Annotated in this window: 14 protein-coding genes; 6 read left to right on the top strand and 8 right to left on the bottom strand. The window is 72.8% G+C overall.

Annotation, left to right across the window (positions count from 1 at the left end; translation table 11 throughout):
* Window positions 1–91: 91 nt before the first annotated feature.
* A complete protein-coding gene (locus DEJ46_RS32950; RefSeq protein ID WP_150272211.1) occupies window positions 92–1,591 on the bottom strand; it encodes a PLP-dependent aminotransferase family protein in 1,500 nt (499 codons plus the stop codon).
* A 64-nt stretch (window positions 1,592–1,655) separates the two neighbouring features.
* Here DEJ46_RS32950 and DEJ46_RS32945 point away from each other — a divergent pair, with 64 nt between their 5' ends.
* From DEJ46_RS32945 to DEJ46_RS32930, 4 genes are all read left to right on the top strand, one after another.
* On the top strand, window positions 1,656–2,387 hold the full coding sequence (locus tag DEJ46_RS32945) for a YczE/YyaS/YitT family protein (RefSeq protein ID WP_150272209.1): 732 nt from the start codon (window positions 1,656–1,658) through the stop codon (window positions 2,385–2,387).
* Window positions 2,384–3,148, top strand: coding sequence for a glycerophosphodiester phosphodiesterase (locus tag DEJ46_RS32940; protein ID WP_150272207.1), 765 nt, complete (start codon window positions 2,384–2,386; stop codon window positions 3,146–3,148). Before DEJ46_RS32945 ends, DEJ46_RS32940 begins: the two co-directional genes overlap by 4 nt.
* 55 nt (window positions 3,149–3,203) lie before the next feature.
* Window positions 3,204–4,568, top strand: a complete 1,365-nt coding sequence (locus DEJ46_RS32935) for an MFS transporter (protein ID WP_150272205.1) — start codon at window positions 3,204–3,206, stop codon at window positions 4,566–4,568.
* A gap of 255 nt (window positions 4,569–4,823) precedes the next feature.
* A complete protein-coding gene (locus tag DEJ46_RS32930) occupies window positions 4,824–5,198 on the top strand; it encodes an RNA polymerase-binding protein RbpA (protein WP_015032218.1) in 375 nt (124 codons plus the stop codon).
* A gap of 154 nt (window positions 5,199–5,352) precedes the next feature.
* Here the strand turns inward: DEJ46_RS32930 and fxsA are convergent, their stop codons facing one another.
* The 4 genes from fxsA to DEJ46_RS32910 form a co-directional block, all read right to left on the bottom strand.
* Complete coding sequence (fxsA, locus tag DEJ46_RS32925; RefSeq protein WP_150272203.1) at window positions 5,353–5,946, bottom strand: FxsA family membrane protein; 594 nt, start codon at window positions 5,944–5,946, stop codon at window positions 5,353–5,355.
* A gap of 85 nt (window positions 5,947–6,031) precedes the next feature.
* Entirely contained in the window at window positions 6,032–6,844 is an 813-nt protein-coding gene (locus tag DEJ46_RS32920; RefSeq protein WP_150272201.1) for a polyprenol monophosphomannose synthase, read from the bottom strand.
* A 412-nt stretch (window positions 6,845–7,256) separates the two neighbouring features.
* Window positions 7,257–8,918 (bottom strand): amidohydrolase, encoded by a 1,662-nt coding sequence (locus DEJ46_RS32915; RefSeq protein WP_150272199.1) that lies wholly within the window; start codon window positions 8,916–8,918, stop codon window positions 7,257–7,259.
* A 67-nt stretch (window positions 8,919–8,985) separates the two neighbouring features.
* Window positions 8,986–9,426, bottom strand: coding sequence for an Lrp/AsnC family transcriptional regulator (locus DEJ46_RS32910; RefSeq protein WP_017242178.1), 441 nt, complete (start codon window positions 9,424–9,426; stop codon window positions 8,986–8,988).
* Window positions 9,427–9,652: 226 nt separating this feature from the next.
* Between DEJ46_RS32910 and DEJ46_RS32905 the strand changes: the two genes are divergently transcribed.
* Entirely contained in the window at window positions 9,653–10,021 is a 369-nt protein-coding gene (locus DEJ46_RS32905) for a hypothetical protein (RefSeq protein WP_150272197.1), read from the top strand.
* 28 nt (window positions 10,022–10,049) lie between these two features.
* On the opposite strand, the gene DEJ46_RS32900 is transcribed toward DEJ46_RS32905, so the two are convergent.
* Together DEJ46_RS32900 and DEJ46_RS32895 are read right to left on the bottom strand one after the other, a co-directional pair.
* A complete protein-coding gene (locus tag DEJ46_RS32900) occupies window positions 10,050–11,141 on the bottom strand; it encodes a phosphotransferase family protein (protein ID WP_150272195.1) in 1,092 nt (363 codons plus the stop codon).
* Between the two features lie 10 nt (window positions 11,142–11,151).
* Window positions 11,152–12,288 (bottom strand): hypothetical protein, encoded by a 1,137-nt coding sequence (locus DEJ46_RS32895; RefSeq protein ID WP_150272193.1) that lies wholly within the window; start codon window positions 12,286–12,288, stop codon window positions 11,152–11,154.
* Window positions 12,289–12,600: 312 nt separating this feature from the next.
* On the opposite strand from DEJ46_RS32895, the gene DEJ46_RS32890 reads away from it, so the two are divergent.
* Window positions 12,601–12,828, top strand: a complete 228-nt coding sequence (locus DEJ46_RS32890) for a hypothetical protein (RefSeq protein ID WP_223835266.1) — start codon at window positions 12,601–12,603, stop codon at window positions 12,826–12,828.
* On the opposite strand, the gene DEJ46_RS32885 is transcribed toward DEJ46_RS32890, so the two are convergent.
* A complete protein-coding gene (locus DEJ46_RS32885; RefSeq protein WP_150272191.1) occupies window positions 12,791–13,963 on the bottom strand; it encodes an acyl-CoA dehydrogenase family protein in 1,173 nt (390 codons plus the stop codon). The genes DEJ46_RS32890 and DEJ46_RS32885 overlap by 38 nt on opposite strands.
* Window positions 13,964–14,052 lie beyond the last annotated feature (89 nt).

The following is a 14,052-nucleotide window of genomic DNA, read 5'->3' as shown; positions in this document are numbered from 1 at the left end:
CACCGCCGACAGGCCGAGAGGCCGGTACGGACCCGGGTCCGTACCGGCCTCTCGTCGTGCGCGCCGATGCCGCGCTCCGTCCCCTACGCCACTACGCCACGAACGAGCGGGGCGGCTCCACGCCCCCGCCCACGCCCGACTCCACCAGCCGCGCCGCGGCGGCGAGGCGGACGGCGGCCTCGTCGGCGACCGCGCCGCCGACCGTGAAGGGCAGCCGGACGAAGCCCTCGAAGGCACCGTCCACGCCGAAGCGCGGGCCCGAGGGGACCCGGACGCCGACGCGTTCGCCCGCCTCGGCGAGCCGGGACCCGGAGAGCCCGCCGGTACGGACCCAGAGGGTCAGCCCGCCCTGCGGCACCGAGAACTCCCACTCCGGCAGCTCCCTGCGGACCGCGGCGACGAGCGCGTCCCGGTTCTCGCGCGCCTGCGCGCGCCGGAGGCTCACGGCCTCCTCCCAGCCGCCGGTCCCCATCAGCCAGTTCACGCCGAGCTGTTCCAGTACGGGGGTGCCCAGGTCCGCGTAGGCGCGCGCGGCCACGAGGGAGCGGATGACGTCGGGCGCGGCCCTGACCCAGCCGATCCGCATCCCCGCCCAGAAGGCCTTGCTGGCCGAGCCGACCGTCAGGACCGTCGAGCCCGCCGGGTCGAAGGCGCAGACCGGCCTGGGCATCACCACGTCGTCGTCGAGGTGCAGCTCGGTCATGGTCTCGTCGACGACGAGGACCGTGCCGGCCGAGCGGGCCGCGTCCACGAGCTGCCGTCGCTGGTCCTCGTCGGCGAGCGCGCCGGTCGGGTTGTGGAAGTCGGCGACGACGTACGCCAGGCGGGGCGCCGCGTCCCGCAGGACCTGGCGCCAGCGGCCCATGTCCCAGCTGCCGAGCCCTTCGGACATGGCGACGGGGACGAGCCGGGCCCCGGCCTCCCGCATGAGCTGGAGGATGTTGGCGTACGAGGGCGACTCGACGGCGATGCGCTCGCCCCGCCCCGCGAAGAGGTGGCAGATGGCGTCGATGGCGCCCATGGCCCCGGTCGTCACCATGATCTGCTCGGGCATGGTGGGGATGCCGCGCGCCGTGTAGCGGTCGGCGAGCATCTGTCGCAGCGCGGGCAGTCCGGCCGGATAGTCGCCGTGCGTGTGGGCGTACGGCGGCAGCTCCTCCAGGGCGCCCTGGACGCCCCGGGTGAGCCAGGGCTCGGGCGCGGGCAGCGCCGCGCAGCCCAGGTCGATCATCGAGCCGAGGGCCTCCGGGGGCAGCGGTTCGAGCCCGCGCGCGGGCAGCGGGTTCCCGGCCGGTACGGCCGTCCAGCTGCCGGCGCCGCGGCGGGACTCCAGGAAGCCCTCGGCGCGCAGCGCCTCGTAGGCCGCGGCCACCGTCGTACGGCTGACGGTCAGGGCGACGGCGAGTTCCCGTTCGGCGGGCAGACGTGCGGCGACGGGGACGCGGCCCTCCAGGACGAGGAGGCGGATGCCGTCGGCGAGGGCGCGGTAGGCGGGCGGCTTGCGGGCGCCGGGTCCCGCGGGCCTCGGCTGCTGCGCCTGGAGCTGCCGGGCGAGCTGCGCCGGCCCCACCGCCGAAGTCCACTGAGCCATCGAAATCAGTCCACCTTCATCGAATTGGCCATGGTTGGCACCGGATACCCCGCCACAGAGTGTCATGAGTCAGTCCACTACCACCACCCTGGGGGGCAGTCCCTTGTCCATCGCCTCCGGCCTCCACGGCCGGCACCTCACCCGTCGGCTCGTCCAGCTGTACGTCGGCCTGACGCTGTACGGGGTGAGTTCGGCGCTCCTGGTGCGCAGCGGGCTCGGCCTGGAGCCGTGGGGCGTTCTCCACCAGGGTCTCGCCGAGAAGACCGGGCTGACCATCGGTGTGGTGTCGATCGCCGTCGGGGCTGCGGTGCTGCTCCTGTGGATCCCGATCCGGCAGAAGCCGGGTCTGGGCACCGTCTCCAACGTCTTCGTGATCGGCGTGGCGATGGACGGCACCCTGGCGCTGGTCCCGGACGTCCACGGCCTGGCCGGGCAGGTGCCGCTGCTCGCGCTCGGCATCGTCCTGAACGGCGTCGCCACCGGCCTGTACATCGCGGCGCGCTTCGGCCCCGGTCCGCGTGACGGGCTGATGACCGGTCTGCACCGGCTCACCGGCCGGTCGATCCGGCTGGTGCGGACGGCGATCGAGGTGGCCGTCGTCGCGACCGGCTTCGTGCTCGGCGGTTCGGTCGGCGTCGGCACGGTCCTGTACGCGCTGGCGATCGGGCCGCTCGCCCAGTACTTCCTGCGCTGGTTCGCCGCACCCGAGCCCGAGACCACGCGCCCGTCCCCGTCGGTGTCCGTCCGCCCGGAGGTTGCCCCCGAGACACCGGGACAGGCCATACTGCGCCCGTGACTCGCGTACGCCACCCCTACCTCGACCACCCCTCCCCCCTCGCGTTCGCCCACCGCGGCGGCACGGCGAACGGCCTGGAGAACACCGCGGCCGCCTTCCGCCGGGCCGCCGCGGCCGGCTACCGCTACTTCGAGACCGATGTGCACACGACGGCGGACGGCGTGCTCGTCGCCTTCCACGACTCGACCCTCGACCGGGTGACGGACACCGCGGGCCGGATCCGCGACCTGCCCTGGGCCGCGGTGAGCGAGGCCCGCGTGGCCGGGCAGGAGCCGCTGCCGCTCTTCGCCGACCTCCTGGAGGAGTTCCCCGAGGCCCGCTGGAACGTGGATCTCAAGGCCGAGTCGGCCCTGGAGCCGCTGGTGGACCTGATCCGGCGGACCGGCGCCTGGGACCGGGTGTGCGTGGGGTCCTTCACGGAGTCCCGGGTGGCGCGGGCCCAGCGGCTCGCGGGCCCCCGGCTCGCCACCTCGTTCGGGGTGCGCGGGGTCGTCGGGCTGCGGCTGCGCTCGCTGGGGATCCCTGCGGCGGTGCGGGCGGGCGCGGTGGCGGCGCAGGTCCCGGAGCGCCAGGCCGGCTTCCCGGTGGTCGACCGTCGTTTCGTACGGGAGGCGCACGCGCGCGGGCTCCAGGTCCACGTCTGGACGGTGAACGATCCCGAGCGGATGGACTCTCTCCTCGACCTGGGCGTGGATGGCATCATGACCGATCATCTGGAGACGCTGCGCTCGGTGCTGACCGAGCGGGGGGCGTGGGTCTGAGCGCGCGTCGAGCCGACGCCGGGCGGATCACGGGGACGAGCGAGGGGGCGCGGCCTTGACCGCAGACACCACCGAACCGGAGGAGTACGCCGCCGGTCCCGCCGAGCGGCTGCGCGAGCAGCGAGGCTGGTACTTCTACGACTTCGCGTGCTCGGTGTACTCGACGAGCGTGCTGACCGTGTTCCTCGGCCCGTACCTGACCTCGGTGGCGCGTGCGGCGTCCGACGCGGAGGGCTTCGTGCACCCGCTCGGGATACCCGTGCGGGCGGGCTCGCTCTTCGCGTACGCCGTCTCCGCCTCGATCGTCGTCGCGGTCCTGGTGATGCCCATGGTGGGCGCGGTGGCGGACCGTACGGGCCGGAAGAAGCCGCTGCTCGCGGCGTCGGCTTACGTGGGGGCGGCGGCCACGGCGGGGATGTTCTTCCTCGCGGGCGAGCGCTACCTCCTGGGCGCGTTCCTGCTGATCGTGGCGAACGCCTCGCTCGCGGTGTCGATGGTGCTCTACAACGCCTATCTGCCGCAGATCGCGGAGCCGGACGAGCGGGACAAGGTCTCTTCACGGGGATGGGCCTTCGGCTACACGTCGGGCGCGCTGGTCCTGGTGCTGAACCTGGTCCTGTACTCGGGTCACGACTCGTTCGGCCTCACCGAGGGCGAGGCCGTCCGGATCTGCCTCGCCTCGGCCGGCGTGTGGTGGGGCGCGTTCACCCTCGTGCCGCTGCGGCGGCTGCGCGACCGGCACGTCCGCGCGGCCGGGGCCGAGCGGGCGGGCGCGGTCGGCGGCGGCTGGCGGCAGCTGCGGGCGACCCTCAAGGACATGCGCCGGCATCCGCTGACCCTCTCCTTCCTGCTGGCCTACCTGGTCTACAACGACGGCGTGCAGACGGTGATCTCGCAGGCCTCCGTGTACGGCTCGGAGGAGCTGGGCCTCGACCAGACGACCCTGATCACGGCGGTTCTCCTCGTCCAGGTGCTCGCGGTGGCGGGCGCCCTGGGGATGGGGCGACTCGCCCGGACGCACGGCGCCAAGCGGACGATTCTCGCCTCGCTCGCGGTCTGGACGCTGATCCTGGCTGCGGGTTACTTCCTGCCGGCCGACGCGCCCGTGTTCTTCTACTGCCTGGCGGCCGCGATCGGCCTGGTCCTGGGCGGCAGCCAGGCGCTTTCGCGCTCGCTCTTCTCGCATCTGGTGCCGCGTGGCAAGGAGGCGGAGTACTTCTCGGCCTACGAGATGAGCGACCGGGGACTGAGCTGGCTGGGTCCGCTCGTGTTCGGTCTCGCGTATCAGCTGACCGGGAGCTATCGGGATGCCATCATCTCTCTCGTGATCTTCTTCGCTGTCGGCTTCGTCCTGCTCGCCCGGGTCCCGGTGCGGCGCGCGGTGGAGGAGGCGGGCAACCCGCTGCCGGAGCGAATTTAGACGCGGAAGTGAAAGGCCGGTAGTGTACGCCTTTGGCCTGCCAGGCGGACCGTTACTGCGTGCTGCTTTGGTGAAGACAGTGAGTTACATCTGATGTCAGATGTGACAAAACGGGCACTGGTGGGTACAACAAGGGGCGGCACGACGGGCGACGCATGACCCGGCACGGGAATCTTTACCGCCGACCGGACGTTGACCGGATAACGACGACAGCGACACCTGTCCTGTGGGCGACAAGCCCGGGAGGCACGATTCATGAGTGAGCGAGCTCTTCGCGGCACGCGCCTCGTGGTGACCAGCTACGAGACCGACCGCGGCATCGATCTGGCTCCGCGCCAGGCCGTGGAGTACGCATGCGAGAAGGGCCATCGTTTTGAGATGCCCTTCTCGGTGGAGGCGGAAATTCCGCCGGAGTGGGAATGCAAGGTCTGCGGAATCCAGGCACTCCTGGTGGACGGGGACGGACCTGAGGAGAAGAAGGGCAAGCCTGCGCGTACGCACTGGGACATGCTCATGGAGCGGCGAACCCGCGAGGAGCTGGAGGAGGTCCTCGCCGAAAGGCTGGCCGTTCTGCGCTCCGGCGCCATGAACATCGCCGTACATCCGCGCGACAGCCGCAAGTCCGCGTAGCGGACCGCCGGACGAACAACGCCGCGGGGCCCGGTACACACATCGTGTACCGGGCCCCGCGGCGTTTCCGCGTCCGCGAAACCCTCACCGGCCGCCGGGGACAAGAGAAGCTCCGCGCACCCGGGGAGGATGCGCGGAGCGAGTACGGCCTCGGTCACGGCAGCAGGGGCGGGCGGGGCTCCTCGGGCCGGCGGGGGCCCTGGCTCGCGTCCTCGCGGACGACCTCACCCTGGACGACCTTTCCGTCCGGGCGGTGGATGCGCGCCTGCTGGAAGGCGTCCTGGAGGCTGCCGGGAGGCGCCGCGGCCATACGGCGCTCGACGGCCTTCTCCGCGTACCGCCCGAGGAGGGTGCGGACCTGCGGGATCAGCAGCAGGAGTCCGAACGCGTCCGAGGCGAACCCGGGGACCATCAGGAGCAGACCGCCGAGCATCAGGAAGCCGTTGCGGTCCTCCGCACCGGTCCGCCCGTCCGGCGAGGGCGCCTGGCCCGTCTGGGCGGCCGCCTGGGCCTGCTGGAAGGTCGTGGTGAGGTTCCGGAAGGCGCGTCGGCCCGCCCGCTTCACCACGGTGGCGCCGAGGACGGCGCCACCGACGAGCAGGGCGAGCACGGTCAGCGCGCCCGTCGCGTTCGCCACCACCGTCAGCAGCCAGATCTCCAGGACCAGCCAGGCGGCGACGGCGAGGGGAACGAGGGTGCGCGCGCGGGAGCGCTTGGGGGCGAGGGGAGGCGGTGCGCCGGTCGTCATGGCTCCCAGTGTGCCTGGCACCCCGCCGGAACGTCGTAAAGAAAGGATCAGTACGCGCGACGGGGACAGGACTCCCGGGGAGGCGTCAGGAGGACTTGCGGCCGAGCAGCTTGCCGACCTTCTCCGCCCGCGCCGTCAGACCCCAGCCGGTGACCCGCCACAGCGCCTCGACGACGATGTTCCGGCTCATCTTGGAGTCGCCGATCTCCCGCTCCACGAAGGTGATCGGGACCTCGACGACATGGAAGCCGGCGGCGACCGCGCGACGGGCCAGGTCGACCTGGAAGCAGTAACCCGCGGAGGCCACGTCCTCCAGGCCCAGGCCCTCCAGGGTCTCCTTGCGGAAGGCCCGGTAGCCGCCGGTGACGTCACGGATCGGGACGTCGAGCATCACGCGGGAGTAGAGGCTGCCGCCCCGGGAGATGAACTCGCGGGACTTGGGCCAGTTCACGATCCGGCCGCCCGGCACCCAGCGGGAGCCGAGGACCAGGTCCGCGCCCTTGAGGGCGGTGAGCAGCCGCGGCAGCTCCTCGGGCTGGTGCGAGCCGTCCGCGTCCATCTCGACGAGGACGCCGTAGCCGTGCTCGATGCCCCAGCGGAAGCCGGCGAGGTAGGCGGCGCCGAGCCCCTCCTTGCCCTTCCGGTGCAGGACGTGGACGTGATCGTCCTCGGCGGAGATCTCGTCCGCGAACTTGCCCGTACCGTCGGGGCTGTTGTCGTCCGCGACGAGCACGTGCGCCTCGGGTACGGCTTCCCGCACCCGCGCGACGATCGGCTTGATGTTCTCCGCCTCGTTGTAGGTCGGAATGATCACCAAGGCCTTGCCGAGCGGGCCGTAACGCCTCTGGCCACCGTCGTTCACTACTGCCCCTTCGGATACATACGAGTACCCCACCATAGCGAGGTCCTCGGAGTGCTCCGGCGAGGTGGTCGTGCGGTTACGGGACATTTGGGGGCGGTTGCCGTGCGGTGCGGGGCCCGACGTCCTTCGGTCCGACCTGGGATCCGCTGGCTGCGGATCGACCGAGAGCCGTTGTCTACTGAACGTCCGGGCCCCACCCGGGTCGCACCTTCCGCCGGAGAAACCTTCCCTCGCGGCCGAGGCGCGGGCGGCGGTCGGCGACTGCGGGGCGGCGTGAACCGGTCGGACGTCCTGTGGTGGACCCGGTGAACCTACCCGTCCCCGACCGTCCGCTGTCAACACCCGCTTGACCTGCGGAGACTTCCTGAAAGGCCAGGCCGGAGAGGAAGATCCGCAGGTCGGGGACAAGCGTACGGAGCGGTGCTCGGGGGTCGGAAATATCGCTACATCACTCGTTCGGCCGTACGAACACCGTCTGTCCGTACACCACCGTGCGCAGGCAGACGGGGAGCTCCGCGCCGGGCGACAGATCGGGCAGACCGGGCGTGCCGGAGCGGGGGTCGGTGGACCAGCGGGCCACCCGGTCGTCGGGGGCCTGGACGAGGAGTTCGCCGGTGCGCCAGACCGCGTAGTCGGCGGGGGCGCCGGGGACGAGCGTCCCGGCGTCGTCGCGGCCCACGGCCCGCCAGCCGCCCCGGGTGTGGGCGGTGAAGGCGGCCCGGACGGAGATCCGGTGCTCCGGGGTGCGATGGAAGGCCGCGGCGCGGACGGTGCCCCACGGGTCGAGCGGGGTGACCGGGCTGTCGGAGCCGAAGGCCAGCGGCACACCGGCGCGCAGCAGCGCCGCGTACGGGTTGAGGGTCCTGGCCCGCTCGGCGCCGAGCCGGTCGGCGTACATGCCCTCCTCGCCGCCCCAGAGCGCGTCGAAGGCGGGCTGGACGGAGGCGGTGAGGCCGAGCTCGGCGAAGGCGGCGATCGTCTCGGGGGTGAGCATCTCGGCGTGCTCGACGCGGTGCCGGGCGGCCCGGATCCGGGCGAGGCCGAGCTTGTCGGCGGCGGCGCGGAAGCCCTCGACGACGGCGGTGACGGCGGCGTCCCCGATGGCGTGGAAGCCGGCCTGGAGGCCCGCCTCGGTGCAGGCCACGACATGGGCGGCGACGGCGGGCGCGTCCAGGTGGGCGGCCCCCGTGGGGGCGGTGCCGGCGTGGGCCGCGTGGTCCTCGTACGGCTCGTGGAGGCAGGCGGTGTGGGAGCCGAGGGAGCCGTCGGCGAAGAGGTCGCCGGCCGCCCCCAGGGCGCCCAGGGCCCGCGCCCGCTCGATGTCGAGGTCCGCCCAGTAGCCCACGACCCGGGGCCCGGCCTCGGCGCGCGCGAGGTCCAGGAGGCCGGTGAAGTCCTCCTCGGAGGAGATGCGGGGGCCGCCGCACTCGTGCAGGGTGCCGATGCCGAGGGAGGCGGCGTGGCTCCGGGCGGCACGCTGCGCCTCCGTGCGCTGCGCCGGGGAGACGGCGGCGAAGGCGGCGGCCCGGACGGCGTGATGTGCGTCACCGGTGAGCGGGCGCTGTCCGTCGTGGAAGCCGTCCAGGTCGCGGATGCCGGGGACGAGGTCGAGGAGGGCGGTCGTGACGACGGCCGAGTGGACGTCGATCCGGGTCAGGTAGAGCGGGCGGCCGCCGGTGAGCCCGTCGAGCTCGTCCCGGGTGAGCGGGCGGCGCTCGGGCCAGCGGGAGGCGTCCCAGCCGTGGCCGATGAGGATGCGGTCCGCGGGGCGGGCCGCCGCATGGGACCGGATGAGGTCCGCCGCCTCGGCGAGCGAGGCGGCGGAGGCCAGGTCGAGGCCCGTGAGGGCGAAGCCGGTGGCCGTGGTGTGCACGTGCGCGTCGACGAACGCCGGGGTGACGAGCGCGCCCTCCAGGTCGACGACCTCGTCCACGCCGGAGGCGAAGGCGTCGGCCGCGCCCTCCGAGCCCACCCAGGCGACGTGCCCGCGCTCCACCACCATGGCGGTGGCGAAGGGATCGGCGGGGCTGTGGACTTCCCCGCCGCGCAGCAGCACCGTGCGCTGCTCGGCGGCGGGGGCGGGGGACTCTGCGGACGCGGACTCACTCATGCGACCAGGCTAGGGCGTGCGGGGACCCGGTTTGTCCGGCAGGGCCCCCGACAGGGGGGGCGCGCGGTCAGATGCGGGGCGGTCGGGCCTCGTACGGAGTGGACAGGACGACGGTCGTACGGCTGGACACCCCGGCCTGCGAGCGGATGCGGCTGAGCAGGTGCTCCAGCTCCAGCGGCGTCGCGACCCGGACCTTGAGGATGTAGTTCTCGTCGCCGGCGACGCTGTGACAGGCCTCGATCTCCGGGATGTCGGCGAGCCGGTCGGGGGTGTCGTCGGGGGCGCTCGGGTCGAAGGGTTTGACCGAGATGAATGCGGTGAGCGGCAGACCCACGGCCTCCGGGTCGACGACGGCGGCATAGCCGCGGATGACTCCGCGCTGCTCGAGACGGCGGACGCGCTGATGCACTGCCGAGGTGGACAGGCCGGTGGCCTTGCCCAGGTCGGTGTAGCTCATGCGCCCGTCCTTGACGAGCAACTCGACGATCTGACGATCCAGCTCCTCCATGCGGTGACCCTAGTGCGCCGCGACCGTCCCGGGACAACCGGGGGCGACCCGTATAGGGCGCTATGGGCTGTCACGGGGCACCTGCGACGGGCATGTGACGAACGCCACAGGTTTGCGCCCGGCCCGGGGTCCCGGCTCACGGTTATGCGGAGTTCCGCATGGGAAGTGCTTGCTGTGGTCGAGGCCGTCACAGACCCGGCCGACGCACCCGAGGGGGAGATTCTCCATGCAGGATCCTGTTGAATCCGTCGACACGTTCGACGAGCTCGACGCGTACGACACCTTTGAGATGTTCCGGGTCGTCTGCCCGGAGTGCGTGCAGCCGATCGCGCTGCTCGCCGACGAGGACGTGCTCCCCGAGCACGCCCAGTGCCCCACGCCGTGGAACCCCTTCGTCCTGACGGTCTGCCGGGGCACGGGCCTGCCGGCGTCCTCGGCCCGCCCGGCGGACGACAGCCTGGAGGTCCAGGAGCAGGACACCGCGCTGCTCCTGACGCTCCCCCAGGGCCTCGACTGGCGGACGCAGCCCTTCTCGCACGTCGGCGGTCCGGGCTCGCGCCCGCTGCGCGTGCCCCAGATGCGGCGCGCGGCCTAGAAGGCACTGTCCTTCCAGGGCACCCGTCTCACCAGTAGCTTCCCCGCACCATCGCCGCGAGCGTGGCGTGGTGCAGGATGAGGGCGTCCGGGTCGCCGGGCACCTCGACCTCTCCGAAGTGGGCCTGCCGGTACGCGATCCTGAGCATCACGATCGCGTGCCGCAGCGCCGCGTACAGCGTGTGGAACTCCATGTCGCGAGGGGTGTGCCCGGTCAGTTCCGCGTACCGCCGCTCGATCGCGTCGCGGCGCAGGAAGTCGGGCAGGCCGGGCTGGCCGAAGGAGACCGTCAGGTCCTGGAAGAAGCGGTGGAGGTAGACCGTCCAGCCGAGGTCGACCTCGCGCGGGACGCAGGACGCCATCTCCCAGTCGAGGACGGCGGCGGGCGTGAACCCGTCGTAGACGATGTTCCCGATCCGGGCGTCGCCCCAGCCGAGCACGGCCTGCCCCTCGTCCGCCGGCCAGTGCGCCTCCAGCCAGTCGAAGGCGGACTCGATGAGCGGCGAGGGGGCGAGCCCCTCCACCACCCAGGCGTAGTAGGCGCGTTGGGCGTCGACGTGGCGGCGCAGCGGGGTGCCCGCACCGTCGGGCAGCAGGAACTCGGCCTCCTTCGCGGGGAACTGGTCGTGCAGCCGGGCCAGTACGGCGACGGACTCGTCCTCCAGGTGGGCGCGTTCGGCGTCGGTGGCGGCGTGCAGCCAGTTCCCCTCGTACGTGTAGGGCATGACGTCCGGAGGCACCCGCCCCTCGGCGCGGGCCATCACGAAGAAGGGGGCGCCGAGCGGCCCCGGGTCCTCCTCCAGCCACAGCACGCGCGGTACGGGGACGTCGGTGTGCTCGCCCACGAGCCGCATCACGCGGTGCTGCCGTGCCATGTCGTAGACGGGGAAGACGGTGTACGCGGCGGGGTCGGCTGCCAGCCGCAGGGCGCAGCCGCGCACGGGGGCGTCGGGGTGGTCCAGGTCGAAGAGCAGGGTCTCGCTGGACATGCCGTTGGACCCGGGCACGGCGAGGCCGGTGACGCGGGCGCCGGGGAGGTGCCGGTCCAGCCAGGCGGTGAGCCGCCGGCCGAGCTCCTCGGGGTCGCGGGTGCTGGTGCGGGGACGGGGTGCGGTAGCCATGCGAGCCTCCTCAGCCGGCCGTCGACGCGTGATCGGCGAAGCCGCTGGGATCGTGGCGGCCGAAGGAACCGTGTTCGAAGATGCCGTAGCCGGTGTGGCCGTCGAGGGTGAAGCGGGCGGCGTGGTCGGTGACCCCGTAGGCGGCCATGGGGTGGGCGGACGGGTCGGAGAGGTCGTAGACGCGCCGATCGGTCCAGCCGCGGCCCTGCCAGGTGCCGTGCTGCCAGTCGGTGGCGGGCGGGTATCCCGCGCCGACGGCCAGGGGAGAGGAGGCGAGGACCTCGACGCCGATCTCCAGCGGTTTCCCGGCCGGGTCGGTGAGGTGGACGACGGCCCGCTCGGGGTGGCGGGTGCCCGGGCGGTACGTGATGTCGGTGCGGGGCCAGCCGAGTTGGGTGTCGCGGTGGCCGTTCCGTACGAGCAGGGCCTCGTTGAGCGTGCGGTAGCCGTCGGCGTTCTCCTGGGCGATGACCATGAGGAAGCGGTCCTCGAAGCGCATCGGGATCCAGAGCCAGTGGAAGCCCTCGGGACGGAACTCGGCGGCGCGGCCGGGTTCTTCGCCGGGTATCGGGCGGACTCCCCAGCTGCGGTCGCGGGTTCCGGTCCACTCCCCCTCGGTGACGGTGAACTCCTCGCCACCGGCCCTGATCGTGCCCGCGCAGTGCCCGGCCTGGACGAAGCGGCGGCCTTCGATGGTGAGGCGGCCGCCCTGGCGCTGGGTGTGGTGGGGCTCCCAGACGGTGGGGAAGTCACCGGTCCAGGTGAGGTCGAAGGAGAGCCCTTCGGGGTCGTCGGGGGCGGGCTCGCAGTGGACGGAGAGCCGCTTGAGCGGTTCGTCGACCGTGATGGTGAGGGGGCCGACGGAGAGGTTCGTACGGTCGTCGCCGAGGGCGTCGGAGGCGCGGACCGCGTGCAGCCGGTCTCCGGTGCGCAGGGTCGCGTAGGCGTCGATGACACCGGTGTTCGGGTAGACGCCGAGGCCGGCGATGAGCAGGGCCCTGCCCTGGTGGTCGAAGACATGGAAGATGCAGCGGTCGTAGGCGTTGCGGTCGCTGCTGACGTGGTGCTTCATCGAGAGCGGGGCCTGGTGCACGGGGTATTCGTCGAGCGCGACGGGCCGGTCCTCTACCTGCCGGTTCACCGACATGCCTGACCTCCTGATCGGCGGGTGGTTCCGCGTCGGCGGGTGCTTCCGCGATGGAAGCTGACGGTACGTCAGGTAAATGCCGGGGGACCAGAGTCGCGCACCGGGTACCGGGCGAACTGCCGCTCGAATCCGTTCGGGGGTGACCCCGGCCGTCCGGAAAGCGTTGGTCCGGGCATGACCACGCTGTACACGACCCCCAGCGGCTACGGTCGGCACCGGCAGGCCGAACCGCATGGTGAAGAATCGGTTCCTCATAAGGTGCCGTTGCCCCCGCAGGCACCCGCACCCGCCTCGATGCCCACCCCTGCCTCGATGCCCGCACCCACCCCGGTGCCCGCACCCGTCGCGGTCCCCGTCTCCGGCCCCCCCGCCGCCGACCCGCCCATCTACCAGGACGTCCTCAGCCTCTGGGCCAGCCAGGGCCGCACCCTCCCAGGACGCCGCGACCACGAGTGGAACCGGCTCGCCGCGGGCCCCGTCTGGGCGGACCGGACCGTACGCGTCAGCGGGACTCTGGTCCGACGAGGTGACGTGCGATGACCACCCGCTGGATCTGATTGGTCCCCTCGACGATCTGCAGCATCTTCGCCTCGCGCAGATACCGCTCCACCGGGAAGTCCGCGGTGTAGCCGTACCCGCCGAGCACCTGCACCGCGTCCGTCGTGATCCGCATCGCGGCGTCGGTGCAGAAGAGCTTCGCCATGGCCGCCGACCGACCGAACTCCCGCCCCTCGTCCCGGAGACGCGCCGCCTCCAGACAGAGCGCCCGGCCGGCCTCCAGCTGGGTCGCCATGTCGGCGAGCAGGAAGCGGAGCCCCTGGAAGTCGGCGATCGGCCGCCCGAACTGCCGGCGCTCGCGCGCGTACGCGACGGCCTCGTCCAGCGCCGCTCGGCCGAGCCCGACCGCGCAGGCGGCGATGCCGAGCCGCCCCGAGTCCAGGGCGGCGAGCGCGATGGCGAAACCCTGCCCCTCCGCCCCCAGGCGCCGCGCGTCGGGCACCCGTACACCGTCGAAGTGCAGCTGGGCGGTGGGCGAACCCTTCATGCCCATCTTCCGCTCGGGCGGGGCCGCGCTCAGCCCCGGGGCGTCCCCCGGCACCAGGAAGGCGCTGATGCCGCGCGCCCCCGGACCGCCGGTGCGGGCCATGACGGTGCAGAAGTCCGCGATCCCGCCATGGGTGATCCAGGCCTTGGTGCCGTCGACGACCCAGTCGTCGCCGTCCCGGACGGCCCGGGTCCGCAGCGCCGCCGCATCCGAGCCGGCGGAGGGTTCGGAGAGGCAGTACGCGCCGAGGAGGCCGCCGCCCAGCATCGCGGGCAGGTGCTCGGCCCGCTGCTCCTCGGTGCCGAAGCCCGCGAGCGCATGGCAGGAGAGTGAGTGGACGCTGACCCCGAGACCCACGGTGAGCCGGGCGGCGGCAAGCTCCTCCAGGACCTGGAGGTAGACCTCGTACGGCTGGCCTCCCCCGCCGTACGCCGGGTCGTACGGGAGTCCGAGCAGCCCCGACCGGGAGAGCAGCGCGAAGAGCTCGCGGGGGAACACCCCGGCCGCCTCCTCCTCCGCGGCGCGCGGGACGATCTCCCGCCGGGCGATGTCACGGACCAGCGCGAGCAGCTCCCGGGCCTCGTCGCTGGGCAGTCGGCGCTCCACACCGTCCGCGGGGCTTTCGGACATGGCCGGGTGCTCCTCCCTGGCGGGCGGCGCGAGCGTGCGCGCACGGGGTCGCGGGGAGTATGCCCGTTCCGTCCCGGGGCATCACGCGG

Origin of the sequence: Streptomyces venezuelae (assembly GCF_008642375.1) — a bacterium.
GTDB classification, from domain to species: domain Bacteria; phylum Actinomycetota; class Actinomycetes; order Streptomycetales; family Streptomycetaceae; genus Streptomyces; species Streptomyces venezuelae_G.
Note: the sequence above shows the minus strand (reverse complement) of the source record. Positions and strands in the feature narration are given on the sequence as shown.

Coding starts and splice junctions, on each gene's coding strand:
- DEJ46_RS32950 (WP_150272211.1), bottom strand. CDS start 1,591: ATGGCTCAGTGGACTTCGGCGGTGGGGCCGGCGCAGCTCGCCCGGCAG.
- DEJ46_RS32945 (WP_150272209.1), top strand. CDS start 1,656: ATGAGTCAGTCCACTACCACCACCCTGGGGGGCAGTCCCTTGTCCATC.
- DEJ46_RS32930 (WP_015032218.1), top strand. CDS start 4,824: ATGAGTGAGCGAGCTCTTCGCGGCACGCGCCTCGTGGTGACCAGCTAC.
- fxsA (WP_150272203.1), bottom strand. CDS start 5,946: ATGACGACCGGCGCACCGCCTCCCCTCGCCCCCAAGCGCTCCCGCGCG.
- DEJ46_RS32920 (WP_150272201.1), bottom strand. CDS start 6,844: ATGGTGGGGTACTCGTATGTATCCGAAGGGGCAGTAGTGAACGACGGT.
- DEJ46_RS32915 (WP_150272199.1), bottom strand. CDS start 8,918: ATGAGTGAGTCCGCGTCCGCAGAGTCCCCCGCCCCCGCCGCCGAGCAG.
- DEJ46_RS32910 (WP_017242178.1), bottom strand. CDS start 9,426: ATGGAGGAGCTGGATCGTCAGATCGTCGAGTTGCTCGTCAAGGACGGG.
- DEJ46_RS32905 (WP_150272197.1), top strand. CDS start 9,653: ATGCAGGATCCTGTTGAATCCGTCGACACGTTCGACGAGCTCGACGCG.
- DEJ46_RS32900 (WP_150272195.1), bottom strand. CDS start 11,141: ATGGCTACCGCACCCCGTCCCCGCACCAGCACCCGCGACCCCGAGGAG.
- DEJ46_RS32895 (WP_150272193.1), bottom strand. CDS start 12,288: ATGTCGGTGAACCGGCAGGTAGAGGACCGGCCCGTCGCGCTCGACGAA.
- DEJ46_RS32890 (WP_223835266.1), top strand. CDS start 12,601: ATGCCCGCACCCACCCCGGTGCCCGCACCCGTCGCGGTCCCCGTCTCC.
- DEJ46_RS32885 (WP_150272191.1), bottom strand. CDS start 13,963: ATGTCCGAAAGCCCCGCGGACGGTGTGGAGCGCCGACTGCCCAGCGAC.